Consider the following 16,063-nt stretch of genomic DNA (forward strand, 5'->3'; position numbering starts at 1 on the left):
GGAACCGCGCGTCGAGAGGGTCATTTCCGACAGTGTTTGCTTGAGTATGGTCCGCTGCCAATGGTGAAAGATAAAAATGCGGATGCATTACAAATGGGTTGAGCAAACCTGCGTCTTGTGAAACGCTTACATTTACAGGATCTCTTTTGCGTCAACAATGTCGCAAATTGAATACTGTAGAATTGCAGGTGCCGTAGGTCGGCATCGCATATCCCGTGGATGGGCAAAGCCCGACCCCGCCCCAAACCGTGGCCACCAACCATAGCCACAAACCGTGATGGACCGCCCGCATGCCCGATACAATTCTCGACCGTTTTCTGCGCTATGTCGTCATCGACACACAATCAGACCCCGAATCAACCAGCCAGCCTTCCACGGAAAAACAGAAAAACCTCGGCCATGTGCTGGTGAGCGAATTGCTGGCCATGGGCCTGTCCGACGCGCATCTGGATGAGCACGGCAATGTCTATGCCACCATTCCGGCAAATGTCGAAAAGCCGGTTCCGGTGATCTGCTTCTGCTCGCATATGGATACGGCACCGGATTTCACCGGCACGAATGTGAAGCCCCAACTGCTGAAAAACTATCAGGGTGGGGATATCGTTCTGTCCGGCGATAACAATCAAATCATCCGCGTCAGCGAAAATCCGCAGCTCAACACGCAAATCGGCCATGACATTGTCACCACCGATGGCACCACGCTGCTGGGTGCCGACGACAAGGCTGGTATTGCCGAAATCATGACGGCGACGCAGTTTATCATCGACAATCCGCACATCCGGCATGGCGCCATTAAAATCCTTTTCACCACCGATGAGGAAATCGGACGCGGGGCAGACAAGGTCAACCTGAAAAAGCTAGGCGCAGCCTTTGGCTACACCATGGATGGCAGCACGATCGGTGAGATCGAGAACGAGACATTTTCGGCGGATGGCGTGGATATCACCATCACCGGTGTTGCCATCCATCCCGGCACGGCCAAGGACCGGATGGAAAACGCTATCAAGATCGCCAGCGCCATCATTGCCCGGCTGCCGAAGGACCAGACCCCGGAAACCACTGAGGGCCGCCAGGGCTTCATTCATCCCACCGACATCAGCGGCTCCATGGATGAAGCTCACCTGAAATTCATCATACGCGATTTCATCGATGCGGGACTCACGCAGAAGGAAGCACTGCTGGAAGAGATTACCCGCGATGTGATGCGCGACTATCCCGGATCGACCTACACATTCGAGGTCAAGCAGCAGTATCGCAATATGAAAGTGGTGCTCGACCAATATCCGATGGTGATGGATAATCTCGAGGAAGCGGTGCGCCGCGTTGGCCTCACCCCCGTGCTGCACAGCATTCGCGGCGGAACCGATGGCTCGCGCCTGTCCTTCATGGGGCTGCCCTGCCCCAACATCTATACTGGTGGTCATGCCTATCACTCGCCACTGGAATGGATAAGCGTTCAGGACATGGAAGTCGCCGTGAAAACCATTGTGGAACTGGCAAAGGTCTGGGAAGAACGGGCAAACTGACGCGCTATAGCATCGTACCGAAAACCGGTTTCGGTACGATGCTGGATCAAACCAGATTGTGGTCCCGCATCCATGCCTCAAGCGCCGGTGTCCAGACCACCGGCGGCCTGGGCGTTTTCCCCATGCTCCCTTCGCCCATGGCAAAGCCGTGACCGCCCTGCTCAAGTTCGACCAAATCGGCAGAAACACCGGCCTTGCGGCAAGCCGCCTGCATCATCCGGGAATGCTCGATATTGGCAACCGGATCGTCCTTGGCATGGGCCATAAAGACAGGCGGGCAAGTGGAACTGACATGGGTTTCCACCGACCAGGCCGCTACATCGGCATCGCTGGGATGTTTGCCGACCATCTCGACCCGGGTCCAGGTATGATTATAGGGAGCCTTCAGGGTAATCACCGGATAGGCCAGCAGGGTAAAATCCGGCCTTGCCGACAGCGTATCGGCATTATCCACCGGCGAATAGATCGGCTCAGCAAAGCGTGTCGATAGCATGCCCATCAAATGCCCACCGGCGGAAAATCCCATACTGCCAATTTTCTGAGGGTCGAGGCCAAGTGCATCACCCTGCGCCCGGATCAACCGCAAGGCCCGCTGGGCATCCTGCAATGGCGCGCGGGGACCGACAAACCAACCTTCGCCCGGAAGACGGTAGGTGAGAATGAAAGCGGTGACGCCACGGGCGGCGAGCCATTGCGCGGCGGCCTCGCCCTCCTTGCGTTCCTCAACGAAATGATAACCGCCGCCGGGTGCAATCAGCACGGCTGTCCCATTTGAGGTTTGCGGACGGACCATCCGCAGGGTTGGCGTAGCAATCCGCAGCAATGCCGCCTTGTGAATGGTCCGCCTGCCAAGCCGGGGACCGCCACCGCCCGGCGCCCGGCCCGGCCAAAGCGGCACTTCACCGGGTGCAAGAGATGCGGCTTGGCCGGATGTCAGAAAACCCAGGAAACTCAAAGAAGCAAGGCTCAGGACATGCCTCCGTCGGAGGGCTAGGGAAAACTTGGTCATCAGCCCATCATGGGCAGCCATTGCGGCACAACTTGGCCAGTCAGCAAGGCTCCATGTTCAAAACCGTGGCATAAGCTCTATTCCGCAGCACTGCGGCTATCCGGCATATCGGCTGCGTTCGGATCACCCGGCTTGGTTTCGGATTCCAGATCGGGGAAGGCCACGATGCGTTTTCCGGAAAAATCCGTATGCACCACGACCATGCCCTGCTCCTCGAAATATCCAAGCAGCCGGCGGGCGCGGCGGGCGGAATGAGTGCCGTAGGCTCGGGCAATCCGCAAATCGGAAGGGCAAGGCTCGGACCGGATGGCTGCCTTGGCAATTAGCAGGAAAACGCCCTGCAGGTCATCCGAAACCCGCGTTGACAAAGACAGCGCCTCTTGCCAGCGATCAGAGGATGCGGTCTCTTCATCGACATCAGCCCTCGCCACGGCGACGCGGCGGCGAAATTCACCCATCGCCATCGGTGGACCGCCGACCCGGCGCATGCGGGCTCGAACCAGGAACTCCTGATAGAGAACGGAATCGGTGCGATAGGCCGCCTGCGGATCGTCGAGAATTTCTGCCAGCACCGCAGCCATCCGCTCCTCGCGTTCCTCGGCGGTAATTTCCGGCTGTGACGATCTTTGCGGGGCGACATCCTCGACATTCACCGGCGTTGCTCGCGCCAGTTCGGCCAGAATATCGGTGGTCGGACGGGGAGCTGGCGGCGCACGGCGAACGAGCGGGCGGGTAAATTCTTCAGGATCGGGCGTGAAGATCAGATCCTCCACATCCTGCGGCGCATCGGGCAAGGGCATCAGTTTCGGACTGGAGGAGCGCGCTGAGGTTTCCACATCACCAATGATGATGGGCAAGGGACGGCGTGACAGCGCCGGGCCAAGGGCAACAAAATTGCCGCGCTTCAGGTCGCGGAACATTTCCGCCTGGCGGCGATCCATACCGAGAAGATCGGCGGCACGCGCCATATCGATATCGAGAAAGGTGCGACCCATCAGGAAGTTGGAGGCCTCAGCTGCGACATTCTTGGCAAGCTTTGCCAAACGCTGCGTAGCGATCACACCTGCCAAGCCACGCTTTCGGCCACGGCACATCAGATTGGTCATGGCGCCCAGCGACAGCTTGCGCGCGTCTTCCGAGACATCGCCGCCGACCGAGGGGGCAAACATCTGCGCCTCATCGACCACGACCAGCACCGGATACCAATACTCGCGCTCGGCATCAAACAGGCCGTTCAGAAACACACCGGCTGCGCGCATCTGCTGCTCAATATCCAACCCTTCCAGCGTCAGCACGCAGGAAACGCGGTGCTGGCGGATGCGGTTGGCAATCCCGATCAATTCGGCATCGCTGCGCTCCCCGTCTACGACCAGATGGCCGTATTTATCCGAGAGCGTGACAAAATCCCCTTCGGGATCGATGATCACCTGCTGAACCCATTGGGCAGATTGCTCCAGCAGACGCCGCAGAAGATGCGACTTGCCGGAGCCGGAATTGCCCTGCACAAGAAGACGGGTCGCCAATAGCTCCTCGATATCGAGCCTGGCAGGTTGGCCACCTGCCACTGTTCCCATATCGATCCCGACCTGCACCTTATATATTCCCTCACGATGGAATGATAACGCGTTCCTGCATCGCGATGCGGCCACGCTGTTCAATCCGCTTTTCCTAACAGAAAGTAAAAGAAGATGCCTGTGTCTTCTCGCAGAAACCCACAGGCAATCGCGGCTGCAATCAATCCGGATCGTCTGCCATAACCGGCGAGACCAGCAGCTTGTCGATGCGCCGACCATCCAGGTCGACGACTTCAAACTTCCAGCCGTTCTTGACGAAGCTTTCGCCTAGCGCCGGAATGCGTTTCAACTCATCCAGCACGTAGCCTGCGACCGTGGTAAAATCCGGGTCGTCATCCACAGGCACACGGATATGCTCGATAAACTCGTCAATGGGCGTCCAGCCGGCGACCAGATAGGAACCGTCCTCGCGCATCAGCAGGGCAGGCTCTTCCTCGCCCTCTTCCTGATAGGCGCCGGTAATTGCCTCCAGAATATCGCCTGACGTGATAATGCCTTCGAAATGGCCGTATTCGTCATAGACCAGCACCATATGCAGGACCGTCTTGCGAATCGACTGGATGATATCGATGGCACCCGCCAGATCCGATACGATCGGCACATCGCTGATAATCGAGCGGATATCGACCGTGCCGCCATTGGCCAAGGCATCGTAGAAGTTTTTCACCAGCATGACCCCGACGATTTCATCGGAATTGCCATTGCGCACCGGCAGACGGGAATGCTGGCTTTCACGCAGAGCCTGGCGGATTTCCTCAATCGTGTCATCGACGCTGATCAGTTCGACATCACGGCGCGGCGTCATAAGACCCCGTGCAGTGCGGTCCGCCAGGCGCATGACGCCGGAAATCATCTGTGATTCTTCCGATTCGATGACACCAGCACTTTGTGCTTCGGCCAAGACCGTCTTGATTTCCTCATCCGTCACCGTGCCAGATGATGCACCTTTCTGGCCGAGCAGCGACAGGACCGCGCGCCCCGAGCCATCCAGCAGCCAGACCAGCGGCAACGAAACTTTGGACAGGATCAGCATAGCGCCCGCCATGCGCGAGGCGACCATTTCAGGGTTTCGCAGCGCGATCTGCTTGGGCACCAGTTCACCAACAATCAACGACAAATAGGTAATGCCAACCACGACGCAGCCGACGCCGAGCGTATTGGCCAGAGCCTCTGACATGCCTTGCAGCAAAAGCCACTGCGTCAATCGAGCACCGAGAGTGGCTCCCGAAAATGCGCCGGACAAAACGCCGACAAGGGTAATACCGATCTGCACGGTTGACAGAAAACGACCGGGATTTTCAGCCAATCGGATGGCAACGGCAGAACCGCGATGACCGGCTTCGGCCAGAACTCTCAGACGCGCCGGACGGGCGGAGACGACCGCCAGTTCGGACATTGCCAATACGCCGTTCAAGATAGTGAGCAGGACAACAATGACGATTTCGGCAAACAAGCTGTTTCAAATCTCTTAGGAGCCGCATGAATGGCGGCGGGATAAAATCTGTAGCACAAGTCACCGCCGCATTCCAAATGACTCGCGACAATTTCAATGGATGGTGCTTGGCCATAAAAATACGGTCGCCCGCTTTACCGAAAAAGACAAATCACACGGGAAGACAAAGCATATCGGGCCCCAAAATCTCGACGCATCAGGGACTTAAAGTTTTTGCACCGTCTTGAGGGTGAGAATGCGCGAGCGTGTGGAACATCGATATAAAGCGGCAATTGAACCGGACAAAAATTCAAGACGCCACCAAAAGCCAACATCAGAAGACATTCATACAATATTTGCCGCGTATAACTGACATTTATCAAGAAAAACAACCTTAGGATGAGCCCTGCAAAGACCAGGTTGCCTGCCTTCGCTTGAAAACGATGAAGCATTTTTGGTGTTTTTCCGATAATGACATCGCGCTTTCTGTGTCGTTGTAGCACTCTAGATTTTCCAGATATTGGTGTTCTTCAAGCAGGTCCGATTTCATAAAAGTCACAATAACACGTTGAATGATCAATAGTTTTTATCTGGATAATGAAAGCCCACTTCTAAATAATTCAACTTCAGCGACTTAGCCTCGGCATTGCATTTCGCGTGAGACGAAATAACAAAAAAAAATAGTTTGAAATCTTTAGATAGTTGACCCTCGCATGGCGTCCTATAAAGATCGCCGCAACACCGGATGGGTGCTGTTTAAAGTGTATCCACTTCCAAAATGATGAAACAACCCTGAATATCTACTGTTTTTAAGAACACCTATAGCCCTATGGGCGCGAAAGGTCTCGGAATGGCATTTTCCATTCGCGTTGATAAACTCATCCAGGCTCAGATCAGTCGCGTCTATAAAGCGTTTCTTGACGAGCAGGCTGTTCTACAATGGATGCAGAGGAAGGACTTTACCTGCCAACCGCTTCATTTCGATGGACGCGAAGGTGGCGGTTACAGGATTCGTTTTAGCAGCACCACGTCAGATTTAAGCTACGTGATGATTGGCGAATTCGATGAATTGGTCCTCAATGAGCGCATTCGCTACACAGAAAGAATGGATGACCCGTTCTGGACTGCGCGGGTCGAGACCGTCATCCAGTTGAAACCGACAGCAAGAGGAACGGACCTGTCAATCGTTCAATCCGGTATTCCGGATACGGTATCGCAAGAGGGAGTCCGACTGGCCTGGGACGAATGTCTGCGACAGCTTGCCTGCCTGGTCGAACAGTTGACTGAGAGCCTCCACGCGCGAACGCGATAATTTATCTTTTGGCTATTTCCGTAACAAACGTCAGCCTGCTGCCACGCGCAGGCCGAAACCCTGCATCAGCCGATGGGTGGAAAATACCGGCTGGCCTGACGTGAAGACCGCGAAATCGTAGTCGTCCGAATGCGCGCACTCGTCCACAACAGGCACCAGACGCCGCGCCTGGCGGGCGATGGCTTCCGCTGGGTCAAGCCAATCCACCGGCCAGGGAGCCAGTTTGCGGAAAACGTTGGCAAGAAACGGATAATGGGTACAGGCGAGCACGACGATATCGGTCTTCGCGCCTTGTTTTTCGATGAAACACGGCGCGATCTCGGCATTCAGCACTGCCTCTTCCACCGGCTCACCGCGAATATAGGCTTCAGCCAGCCGGGCCAGATGTTGAGAGCCGACAAGGTTGACCTCGCACTGGCTGGCAAAGGACTGGATCAGATCGCGCGTATAGGCGCGCTTGACGGTGCCAGGGGTTGCCAGCACGGAAATCAGGCCGGACCGGCTGCGCTCGGCGGCTGGCTTGATGGCGGGGACGGTGCCGATAAAGCGCATGCCGGGAAAGGCTTCGCGCAGCGCGGCACCGGCCAGCGTGAAGGCCGTGCTACAGGCAACGATCACCGCCTCAGGATCATATTGCGCCAGAAGAGAGGCAAACAAGGAGACGATCCGCGCTTTGAGCGGCTCTTCCTCCCAATTGCCATAAGGGAAACCAGCGTCATCAGCGATATAGATAAAGCCGCGCTCCGGCATCAGCACCCGGGCTTCACGCAGGACGGTCAAGCCGCCAATACCGGAATCAAACACCAGAATCGGCTTTAGTTTAGTCCTGATCTCGTTCATGCCCGCTACCATCAGCTTCGTCCCTCTCAATGCCGTCCACTGCGTCGCCCTCCAAAGGCGCTCCAGCGCCGCGCGGATTGCGGCGGGAGAAGCGGTCGAGTGACGAGACGACGCCACGCATGACATTGATTTCCGGTGAAGTGAAACCACGTCGCGTCAGCACGGCGCGCAGATTGTCGATCATTCGTGCCTTTTTATGGATCGGGCGGAAATATCCCCTGGCATCGAGCGCATCCTCCATATGCTCGAACAGGCCGATAACTTCTTCCTTACTGGCAGGCAGTTGATCGACGCCCTGAAACGGCGTCTGGGTGACATCGTCCATGGTGGATTTCATCCACTCATAGGACATCAGCAGCACGGCCTGAGCAATATTCAGCGACGCAAAAGCGGGATTGACCGGAAAGGTGACAATTTCATCGGCCAAGGCCACATCCTCATTCTTCAGGCCGGATTTTTCACGCCCAAAAAGAATTCCGGTTTTTTCACCAGCCAGAAACCGGGTTCGCAAAGTTGAGGCCGCCGTCACCGGCGAGGCAACAGGCTTGAAATTGTCCCGTTGGCGAGCCGTGGTCGCATAGACGAAATTCAGATCGGCCAGTGCTTCTTCCAGCGTATCGTAAAGCTTGGCACCATCGATGACATGATCGGCCTTGGATGCGGCGGACCGGGCTTTTTCCGAGGGCCAGCCGTCACGGGGATTGACCAGACGCAGCTCCGCCAGCCCGAAATTCGCCATGGCACGGGCCACCATGCCGATATTTTCGCCCAATTGCGGTTCCACCAGAATAATCGCCGGTCCCTCGGCGATAAGCTCGCGCTCGCTGTTTGTGCCTGCCATGGCGCCTTTCCTGCAATTATTCACTAACCCTGCAAATTTACGCCTGCATGGGCATAAACAGCCCAAAATGCAAGAGGCGGAAGGCAAAGCGCACTCAAGCTAAAATGAAGTCCACACGCGGCTTCCTGTTTGCCTTGGCTTGCGAGAATGCTATAGGCAACTCCGGTCATATGGACAGAGACGCGGTCGAATTAAAGCCGCCCTATCGATGAGGAAGACTTATGCAAAAGATCAAGGTTGCCAACCCGGTCGTCGATCTCGACGGCGATGAAATGACCCGTATCATCTGGCAGTTCATCAAGGAAAAGCTGATCCTTCCCTATCTCGATCTCGAGATTGAATACTACGACCTCTCGGTAGAAAACCGCGATGCAACCAATGACCAGGTGACGATCGATTCAGCCCACGCCATCAAAAAGCACGGCGTCGGCATCAAATGCGCCACCATCACGCCAGACGAAGCCCGCGTGAAGGAATTCAACCTGAAGGAAATGTGGAAAAGCCCGAACGGCACGATCCGCAACATCCTCGGCGGCGTTATTTTCCGCGAGCCAATCATCTGCAAAAACGTACCCCGCCTCGTCCCCGGCTGGACCCAGCCGATCGTCGTCGGTCGTCACGCCTTCGGCGACCAGTACAAGGCAACCGACTTCAAATTCCCCGGCAAGGGCAAGCTGACCATCAAGTTCGTCGGCGAAGACGGCCAGGTCATCGAGAAGGACGTGTTCGACGCACCGTCGGCAGGTGTGGCCATGGCCATGTACAACCTGGATGATTCGATTCGTGATTTCGCCCGTGCTTCGATGAACTACGGCCTGATGCGCAAATGGCCGGTCTATCTGTCCACCAAGAACACCATTTTGAAGGCCTATGATGGTCGCTTCAAGGATATTTTCGAGGAAGTCTACCAGGCCGAATTCAAGGCTCAGTTCGACGCCGCCGGCATTACCTATGAGCATCGCCTGATCGACGACATGGTTGCCTCTGCACTGAAATGGTCCGGCGGCTATATCTGGGCCTGCAAGAACTATGACGGCGACGTGCAGTCGGATACGGTTGCGCAGGGCTTCGGCTCGCTCGGCCTGATGACCTCGGTTCTGCTGTCGCCGGATGGCCGCACGGTGGAAGCCGAAGCCGCCCACGGCACCGTGACCCGTCACTACCGCCAGCACCAGAAGGGCCAGGAAACCTCGACCAATTCCATCGCCTCGATCTTTGCCTGGACCCGTGGCCTCGCGCACCGCGCCAAGCTGGACGACAATGCCGAACTGGCCAAGTTCGCCCTCACCCTTGAAAAGGTCTGCGTTGACACTGTCGAAGCTGGCTACATGACCAAGGATCTGGCGCTGCTGATCGGTCCCGACCAGCCGTGGTTGTCGACCACCGCCTTCCTCGACAAGGTTGATGAAAACCTCCGGGCTGCCATGGCTGCCTGAGCCGTCACACGCTTTGCAAAACCCGGCCACCGCGCCGGGTTTTCGCGTTATAGGGAGAGCCATTGAAAATGACTTTCCGTATTTTACTGTCGAATATCTCAAGCCTTTCACACATTTGGGATATTCGAAATTCTTATCAGGCGAAGATCCTTGAGCGTCTTTGCGCCTTCGTATTCTATGATTTTTTGGGGAAGAGAGCACCATGACCGAGCAAGTCGTTTTATACACCAATCCCATGTCCAGAGGGCGCATCGTTCGCTGGATGCTGGAGGAAATAGGCCAACCCTATCAGACCGAACTGGTCGCCTATGGTCCCGCGATGAAGGCAGCGGCCTACACCGCCATCAACCCACTGGGCAAGATCCCGGCTATCCGCCACGGCAAAACCGTGGTGACGGAAACGCCAGCCATTCTTGCCTATCTGGCCGATGCTTTTCCTGAGGCGGGCCTTGCCCCTGATCTTGGCAACCGCGGCAGCTATTATCGCTGGCTGTTCTTCACTGCAGGTCCGGTGGAAGCAGCCGTCATTGGCCAGGCCTGTGGCTTCGCCGTCCCTGAAGAGCGCCGCGGCATGGTCGGCTACGGCAGCATTGATACCATGATGGATGTGGTTGCTTCGGCAATTGCCGCCGGCCCGTATATTGCTGGCGAAAACTTTAGTGCTGCCGATCTTTATCTTGCATCGCATCTGTCGTTCTCGCTGAGGGTCAACAGCGTGCCAGCACGTCCGGTCTTTACCGATTACATTGCCCGGATGACCGATCGCGATGCCTACCGCCGTGCGAGCGAAATCGACGCCGAAGCCCAGGCAGCCGCCACCGCATGACCGTGAGTTTCAGATCCGATTGAACACATCGGACCTCTGATGAAACAGAATGTGCCAAGCGCCCTCAAAGATGGCGCTTGGCATTCCCCTTACCAGCAATTTTCAACACGTCACGATAGTTCAGGTACCGCCGCTGGTTTTGCACCGGTAAGCGAGATGACGGCCGCCATCCCCTCCTCCGGTTTCTGCGCCACGGCTTCCTCCGCAGCGCTCAAAATACAACGATCCCGTCCCTGATTCTTAGCCTGGTAAAGCGCTGCATCCGCCCGGAGAGACACCGCATCCAGATCCGCGCCAGCTTTGACCACCTCATGCATGCCGATACTGATGGTCATGGTGATTGTCGCGTCACGCCAGGGTGTGGTGAGCCGGGCAACGGATTGCCGCAACCCATCGCAAAAGGCCAGCGCTTCACCACCTGTCATTTGCGGCATGAACAAAGCAAACTCTTCCCCGCCAAGCCGGCCAAACACCATGTTCGCATCGAGTTGCTCGATCATCGTTTTCCCGAAGGCACACAAGGCTGCGTCCCCTCCGGCATGTCCATGCGCATCGTTGATGTATTTGAAATGATCGAGGTCGATCAACGCCAGAACACCAGCATTCTTGTGCATTTGTGACTGGGCACGCTCATAAAAAGCGCGGCGATTGAGAACGCCGGTCAGCATGTCGATCTCGGAGGCGTGCTTATACTGCATCAGGCTTCGATGGCTGCTGAGCGCAAAAATGCCAATCCCCAACCCGAGGCTGTTGACATATAGAATAAAGGTAACAACCGGAACCCATGGCGTTTGGGCAACACCGCCAATCTCGGTGACCGGCCAGATCATCACCAGCGGAATGCGCATCAACATCACAAAGCCGTAGGACAGCAGCATGAAGATAATGACGAGGCGAACTGGAAAATGGTCACGCTTCCAGCCGGACCAAATCGAAGTGACCAAAGCGCTGAGCTGCGCAACGGTCAAAATTGTGTAGAGGACGATTCTGTAATCCGGATTGGCCGAAAAAATATTCACTCCAAAATAGCATAGGAGCCAAATCGCAGTTATTGCGACCACAAACCACCGGCAACGAGAAAATCCATCGAAGATCCTAAACCCAACCCAAACCAGCCCAGACCCTAAAAGCACCAGTGCTCCACCAACGCCGATACCAAGAGATTCAGGAACGATACCGCGCAAAGCCTGCAAGCATGTACCGATTGAAACACACCAAAAACCGATACTCCACATACCCAACTGGTTGGATTTACGGTCGAAAAACCAACTGATACTCATCAGGACAGAATTCAAGGTCCATCCGACCAGGAGGCAGATCATCAGCGTTGGAATATTGAAGAGTAAAACCAAGAGATGTTAACCCAAAAAACGGTTGCCTTGTCACGCCCCACTCCTGCGGAGAAGAAATATTTCTGCACCCAGCGGCCTTAAATAATATTTACAATTATCGCCTGTTGCTCACTAAAAATCCATCGGCGAATGATATTCGAGCCGATTTCTCTCATATAGAGAAAATTCGACTTAAAAATCGGCAATACAACTACAAAAATCACCTAAATTATAGATCCGTTATTCTCGTTATTGGTTCATTTAAAAAATAAACACCTAATGATTGCCCTTCTTTGCTCAACAGAAGACATAAGCAACATCAAGAAAAACTACCCATACGTGCAATGTCGGTCACGTCAAAGCTCGACCTAGACGGACGACTGCATGATTTAAAATCATAAAGGCATCGCGCATGTGAAAATGCGCGATGCCTTTATAACAAAACCGCTATCGGCCTGAAAAGGGGACAGCTGGCTCCCGGTCCGATGTTTTCATTTATCTTAGCGGCATTTGAAGTGGATGGAATCCGAGCCGGCAGCGGCTTGATCGTAATGAGCAGTCAGGGGATAGGGGCAGTAAATATAGCGACCCGGTGTAAGTGCTGCCCCCTCCTTGTTGTCCTTGGTGATCCCTGCGGATACCGGACCGGGTGCCGCGCCCTTTTCCACCCAGGCGACAAGCGGTGTGAAGAAATCAAAATCGTCGTATGAGGGGCCACCCGCCCCGTGCGGCATGCCGGGAATACGGTAGAATTTGACGAAATCACCCGCCTTGCGACCGTTATTACTGTCGAGTTTGCGATACCATTTGACCGTATCGAGCACTGAAAATACCGGATCGGCATTGCCATGAAAAACAATCATCTTATGGCCCGCCGCTTTAAATGCCTTCAAATGCGGATTGGCGCTATCGGGCGGTATCATGAAGTCTGCGGCGGATTCTGTGAACGGGCCAGATTTTGCAAAAATCTTCGGCGCATCCCGGTCGAAATCAAAGTCAAGCAAAAACTTTTGCAGATCCTCCGGCGTTCCATTAACCGGCACGGGCGGCGTGGTGAAGATCTGAGCCAGCGAACCAGCCCCCATCACAGCAATGATCGGTTTGCCGCCCCAAGCTGCAACAGGGCTCTGCAATTTCCAAAGACGCCAATTGGCAGACCCCATGCCCGGGTCCCAATCCCAATTGCTGTACAGCGCATGGCCCTTACTGTTTCTCGGGCCAGCATGGCTGGCACGAAGGGCGGCGATCTGGTCCTGGCTAAGACAATCCGGCTGTTTTTCAGCCTTGCAGGCTAGGGAGGCGAGATTGAAACGGCTCTGGCAGGCATCCGCATTGCCGACAACCCCATCGACCCGACCGTCCAAGGCATCGCAGGCGGAAAGAATGCCCTTGGCAAGAAGCGCCATGTCGGCGGGAGAAAAGGCTTTGGCGATATCCTGATCGACCTTGGCCCAGGACTGCACGTCCCATGCATGCTGAAGAGCGGCTTTAGGGAGATTAAAACCGGGATAACCGACCAGCAGACCATCGAACTGATCCGGCAGCCTTGTGGCGGCCATCAGCGCATGGCGGCCACCATTTGAACCGCCTATGCCGTAGCGAAAGGCAATCTTTTGTCCATAATACTGTTCCACCAATTGCATGGCCAAGGGGTTGAGCTTGGCGACGGCACTGTAGCCATAATCCTGGCGGGCAACCGGGTCGAAGCCAAAGGCAGCTGAACCGGCGAGCCCTTTATCGGAAAAAGCCGCCTCATCATGACCGGCATCGCTGGAGACCACCGCATAGCCACGGCTGAGCGCATTGTCCGCCTTGTTGCCGCCAAGCAACGGGCCGGTGGCGGCCAAAACCTTGCCGTCATTACCTCCGTTGAACTGATGGACGAAACGGCCATTCCAATCGTCCGGGAGCCGCATTTCGAAGTGGATGGCATAGGCTCTGCCGTCAATACCCTGATGAGCTGCCAGCTCCCCCTGGATCAGGCAATGGCTGCGTGGCATCTCGGCATTGCCAGGAACGGATTTTGCCTCAGTTATGGTCAGTTCGGGCGGATGCCCACCGCTATTGCTGATATCGCCGCATGTGCCAGCGGCATAGGCGCCAGCTGCATACATAAATGATGGAAACATCAGAGCCGCAAACACCGCGCTCCGCACAGCAAATATTGACATGAATTCCTCCCAGAATATGCCGAGCAAGGTAATCCCGTCAGCGGGCTGGCGTCAATATTGGTAGGCAAGACAAACCATTTTCTTTTTTCCTTGCCGCGCTCACACCCTTGACGCAAGGCGCTGCGGATCGCAGATAAGCGGCATGAAGGCATCGCAAGCAGAAATTTTGATCGTTCCCGGCTATACCAATTCCGGGCCGGACCATTGGCAAAGCCGTTGGGAGGGCAAATTGTCCACCGCGCGCCGCGTCGAGCAGGCCGAATGGGCAAAGCCTGTCCGGGAAGATTGGGTGAAGCGGCTGGTGGAAGAGGTCAACCGTGCCGAAAAACCTGTCGTGCTGGTGGGCCACTCGCTGGGTGTGCCAACGATCGTGCATGCCGTGCCGCATTTCCAACGCAAGGTGGCCGGTGCCTTTCTCGTGGCGCCGCCGGACGTAGCCAATTCGGCAATCCGGCCCCGCCACTTGATGACGTTCGGCCCCTATCCCCGTACGCCCCTGCCTTTTCCCACATTGATCGTCGCCAGCCGCAACGATCCTTTTGGCACCTATGACCATGCCGAGGATATTGCAAAGGCTTGGGGAGGCCTTGTCGTCGATGCAGGCGAGGCAGGCCATCTCAATGCCGAGTCCGGTCATGGTCCCTGGCCCGAAGGCACCATGGTTTTTGCCCAGTTTCTCAGCAAGCTTTCCGCCGAGGACTGACTTATCCATGGCTTTCTACGGCCATGGATTTCGTGGTTCGGCACCGCTGTGCTAAAGATAATATCCTGGGCTGCTGTGACGGATCGCGATTCTCCCTGGCCGATAATATCTGCATTGGGGATTGTTCGGGAGGAAGCAGGCAGCCTGTAGGGACGCACCCGAACAAGGGCGCGACCAGAAAAACAAGGAAGGGGCAAGAGCCGGATTGTGAAAAGCCGCGTTTTCCTTTATGGACCGCCTCAACCAGTGACACAGAGCGTCCCTTGTGCGACGCCAACAATAGAGACAAACCGTCATGAACCGTCGCCGCCGTATTTACGAAGGCAAGGCCAAGATCCTGTACGAGGGTCCTGAGCCGGGCACGCTGATCCAGTTTTTCAAGGATGATGCAACAGCCTTCAACAAGAAAAAGCATGATGTCATCGACGGCAAAGGCGTGTTGAACAATCGCATCTGCGAATATGTCTACACGCATCTGAACAAGATCGGCATTCCCACCCACTTCATCCGTCGCCTCAACATGCGTGAGCAGCTGATCAAGGAAGTGGAAATCATCCCGCTGGAAATCGTTGTGCGCAATGTCGCCGCCGGTTCCCTGTCCAAACGTCTCGGCATCGAGGAAGGCGTGGTTCTGCCGCGCTCCATCATCGAATTCTATTACAAGTCCGATGCGCTGGAAGATCCGATCGTCTCGGAAGAGCATATCACCGCGTTTGGCTGGGCCAATCCGGCTGAGCTGGACGATATCATGGCGCTGGCCATTCGCGTCAATGACTTCCTTTCCGGGCTTTTCCTCGGTATCGGCATTCAGCTGGTCGATTTCAAGATCGAATGCGGACGCCTCTACGAAGGCGACATGATGCGCATCGTTTTGGCCGACGAGATTTCGCCCGACAGCTGCCGCCTTTGGGACGTCGAAACCCACGAGAAACTGGACAAGGACCGCTTCCGCCACGATATGGGTGGGCTGCTGGAAGCCTATCAGGAAGTGGCGCGCCGTCTCGGCATCATCAATGAAAACGAACCCGTTCGCGGCACCGGCCCGGTTCTGGTCAAGTAGTT

Annotated in this window: 13 protein-coding genes; 6 read left to right on the forward strand and 7 right to left on the reverse strand. The window is 55.8% G+C overall.

The annotated features are described in order from the left end of the window. Positions 1-290: 290 nt before the first annotated feature. A complete protein-coding gene (pepT, locus tag H1Y61_RS12190) occupies positions 291-1,526 on the forward strand; it encodes a peptidase T (protein ID WP_180572768.1) in 1,236 nt (411 codons plus the stop codon). A 46-nt stretch (positions 1,527-1,572) separates the two neighbouring features. On the opposite strand, the gene H1Y61_RS12195 is transcribed toward pepT, so the two are convergent. The 3 genes from H1Y61_RS12195 to H1Y61_RS12205 all read right to left on the reverse strand — a co-directional run bounded on the left by H1Y61_RS12195 (position 1,573) and on the right by H1Y61_RS12205 (position 5,562). Then, complete coding sequence (locus H1Y61_RS12195; RefSeq protein WP_235680713.1) at positions 1,573-2,535, reverse strand: alpha/beta hydrolase; 963 nt, start codon at positions 2,533-2,535, stop codon at positions 1,573-1,575. Between the two features lie 77 nt (positions 2,536-2,612). After that, a complete protein-coding gene (locus H1Y61_RS12200; protein WP_174110617.1) occupies positions 2,613-4,127 on the reverse strand; it encodes a helicase HerA domain-containing protein in 1,515 nt (504 codons plus the stop codon). Between the two features lie 142 nt (positions 4,128-4,269). After that, positions 4,270-5,562: a hemolysin family protein gene (locus H1Y61_RS12205; RefSeq protein WP_180572770.1), complete on the reverse strand. Its 1,293-nt coding sequence runs from the start codon at positions 5,560-5,562 to the stop codon at positions 4,270-4,272. Positions 5,563-6,391: 829 nt separating this feature from the next. Between H1Y61_RS12205 and H1Y61_RS12210 the strand changes: the two genes are divergently transcribed. Further along, entirely contained in the window at positions 6,392-6,853 is a 462-nt protein-coding gene (locus tag H1Y61_RS12210; protein WP_180572771.1) for an SRPBCC family protein, read from the forward strand. Positions 6,854-6,883: 30 nt separating this feature from the next. On the opposite strand, the gene murI is transcribed toward H1Y61_RS12210, so the two are convergent. Both murI and H1Y61_RS12220 read right to left on the reverse strand, forming a co-directional pair. Then, positions 6,884-7,693, reverse strand: coding sequence for a glutamate racemase (murI, locus tag H1Y61_RS12215; RefSeq protein ID WP_180572772.1), 810 nt, complete (start codon positions 7,691-7,693; stop codon positions 6,884-6,886). Continuing rightward, complete coding sequence (locus tag H1Y61_RS12220; RefSeq protein ID WP_071585267.1) at positions 7,674-8,534, reverse strand: RNA methyltransferase; 861 nt, start codon at positions 8,532-8,534, stop codon at positions 7,674-7,676. The genes murI and H1Y61_RS12220 overlap by 20 nt, the downstream gene beginning before the upstream one ends. Positions 8,535-8,755: 221 nt before the next feature. Here H1Y61_RS12220 and H1Y61_RS12225 point away from each other — a divergent pair, with 221 nt between their 5' ends. Beyond that, entirely contained in the window at positions 8,756-9,970 is a 1,215-nt protein-coding gene (locus H1Y61_RS12225) for an NADP-dependent isocitrate dehydrogenase (protein WP_015915793.1), read from the forward strand. 202 nt (positions 9,971-10,172) lie between these two features. Then, on the forward strand, positions 10,173-10,796 hold the full coding sequence (locus H1Y61_RS12230) for a glutathione S-transferase family protein (RefSeq protein ID WP_180572773.1): 624 nt from the start codon (positions 10,173-10,175) through the stop codon (positions 10,794-10,796). Positions 10,797-10,906: 110 nt separating this feature from the next. Here the strand turns inward: H1Y61_RS12230 and H1Y61_RS12235 are convergent, their stop codons facing one another. Together H1Y61_RS12235 and H1Y61_RS12240 are read right to left on the reverse strand one after the other, a co-directional pair. Beyond that, positions 10,907-12,148, reverse strand: coding sequence for a GGDEF domain-containing protein (locus H1Y61_RS12235; RefSeq protein ID WP_180572774.1), 1,242 nt, complete (start codon positions 12,146-12,148; stop codon positions 10,907-10,909). 479 nt (positions 12,149-12,627) lie between these two features. Continuing rightward, entirely contained in the window at positions 12,628-14,298 is a 1,671-nt protein-coding gene (locus H1Y61_RS12240; protein WP_180572775.1) for a tannase/feruloyl esterase family alpha/beta hydrolase, read from the reverse strand. Between the two features lie 142 nt (positions 14,299-14,440). Here H1Y61_RS12240 and H1Y61_RS12245 point away from each other — a divergent pair, with 142 nt between their 5' ends. Then, positions 14,441-15,001, forward strand: a complete 561-nt coding sequence (locus H1Y61_RS12245; protein WP_015915789.1) for an RBBP9/YdeN family alpha/beta hydrolase — start codon at positions 14,441-14,443, stop codon at positions 14,999-15,001. Between the two features lie 295 nt (positions 15,002-15,296). Then, the gene (purC, locus tag H1Y61_RS12250) at positions 15,297-16,061 is read left to right on the forward strand and encodes a phosphoribosylaminoimidazolesuccinocarboxamide synthase (RefSeq protein WP_015915788.1); all 765 of its coding nucleotides are present in this window, start codon (positions 15,297-15,299) and stop codon (positions 16,059-16,061) included. Positions 16,062-16,063 lie beyond the last annotated feature (2 nt).

Origin of the sequence: Agrobacterium vitis, from assembly GCF_013426735.1 — a bacterium.
Lineage (GTDB): Bacteria > Pseudomonadota > Alphaproteobacteria > Rhizobiales > Rhizobiaceae > Allorhizobium > Allorhizobium vitis_D.

Bases quoted from the DNA above. Each gene is read 5' to 3' on its own strand.
- pepT (WP_180572768.1), top strand. From the start codon at position 291: ATGCCCGATACAATTCTCGACCGTTTTCTGCGCTATGTCGTCATCGAC.
- H1Y61_RS12195 (WP_235680713.1), bottom strand. From the start codon at position 2,535: ATGACCAAGTTTTCCCTAGCCCTCCGACGGAGGCATGTCCTGAGCCTT.
- H1Y61_RS12210 (WP_180572771.1), top strand. From the start codon at position 6,392: ATGGCATTTTCCATTCGCGTTGATAAACTCATCCAGGCTCAGATCAGT.
- murI (WP_180572772.1), bottom strand. From the start codon at position 7,693: ATGAACGAGATCAGGACTAAACTAAAGCCGATTCTGGTGTTTGATTCC.
- H1Y61_RS12220 (WP_071585267.1), bottom strand. From the start codon at position 8,534: ATGGCAGGCACAAACAGCGAGCGCGAGCTTATCGCCGAGGGACCGGCG.
- H1Y61_RS12225 (WP_015915793.1), top strand. From the start codon at position 8,756: ATGCAAAAGATCAAGGTTGCCAACCCGGTCGTCGATCTCGACGGCGAT.
- H1Y61_RS12230 (WP_180572773.1), top strand. From the start codon at position 10,173: ATGACCGAGCAAGTCGTTTTATACACCAATCCCATGTCCAGAGGGCGC.
- H1Y61_RS12240 (WP_180572775.1), bottom strand. From the start codon at position 14,298: ATGTCAATATTTGCTGTGCGGAGCGCGGTGTTTGCGGCTCTGATGTTT.
- H1Y61_RS12245 (WP_015915789.1), top strand. From the start codon at position 14,441: ATGAAGGCATCGCAAGCAGAAATTTTGATCGTTCCCGGCTATACCAAT.
- purC (WP_015915788.1), top strand. From the start codon at position 15,297: ATGAACCGTCGCCGCCGTATTTACGAAGGCAAGGCCAAGATCCTGTAC.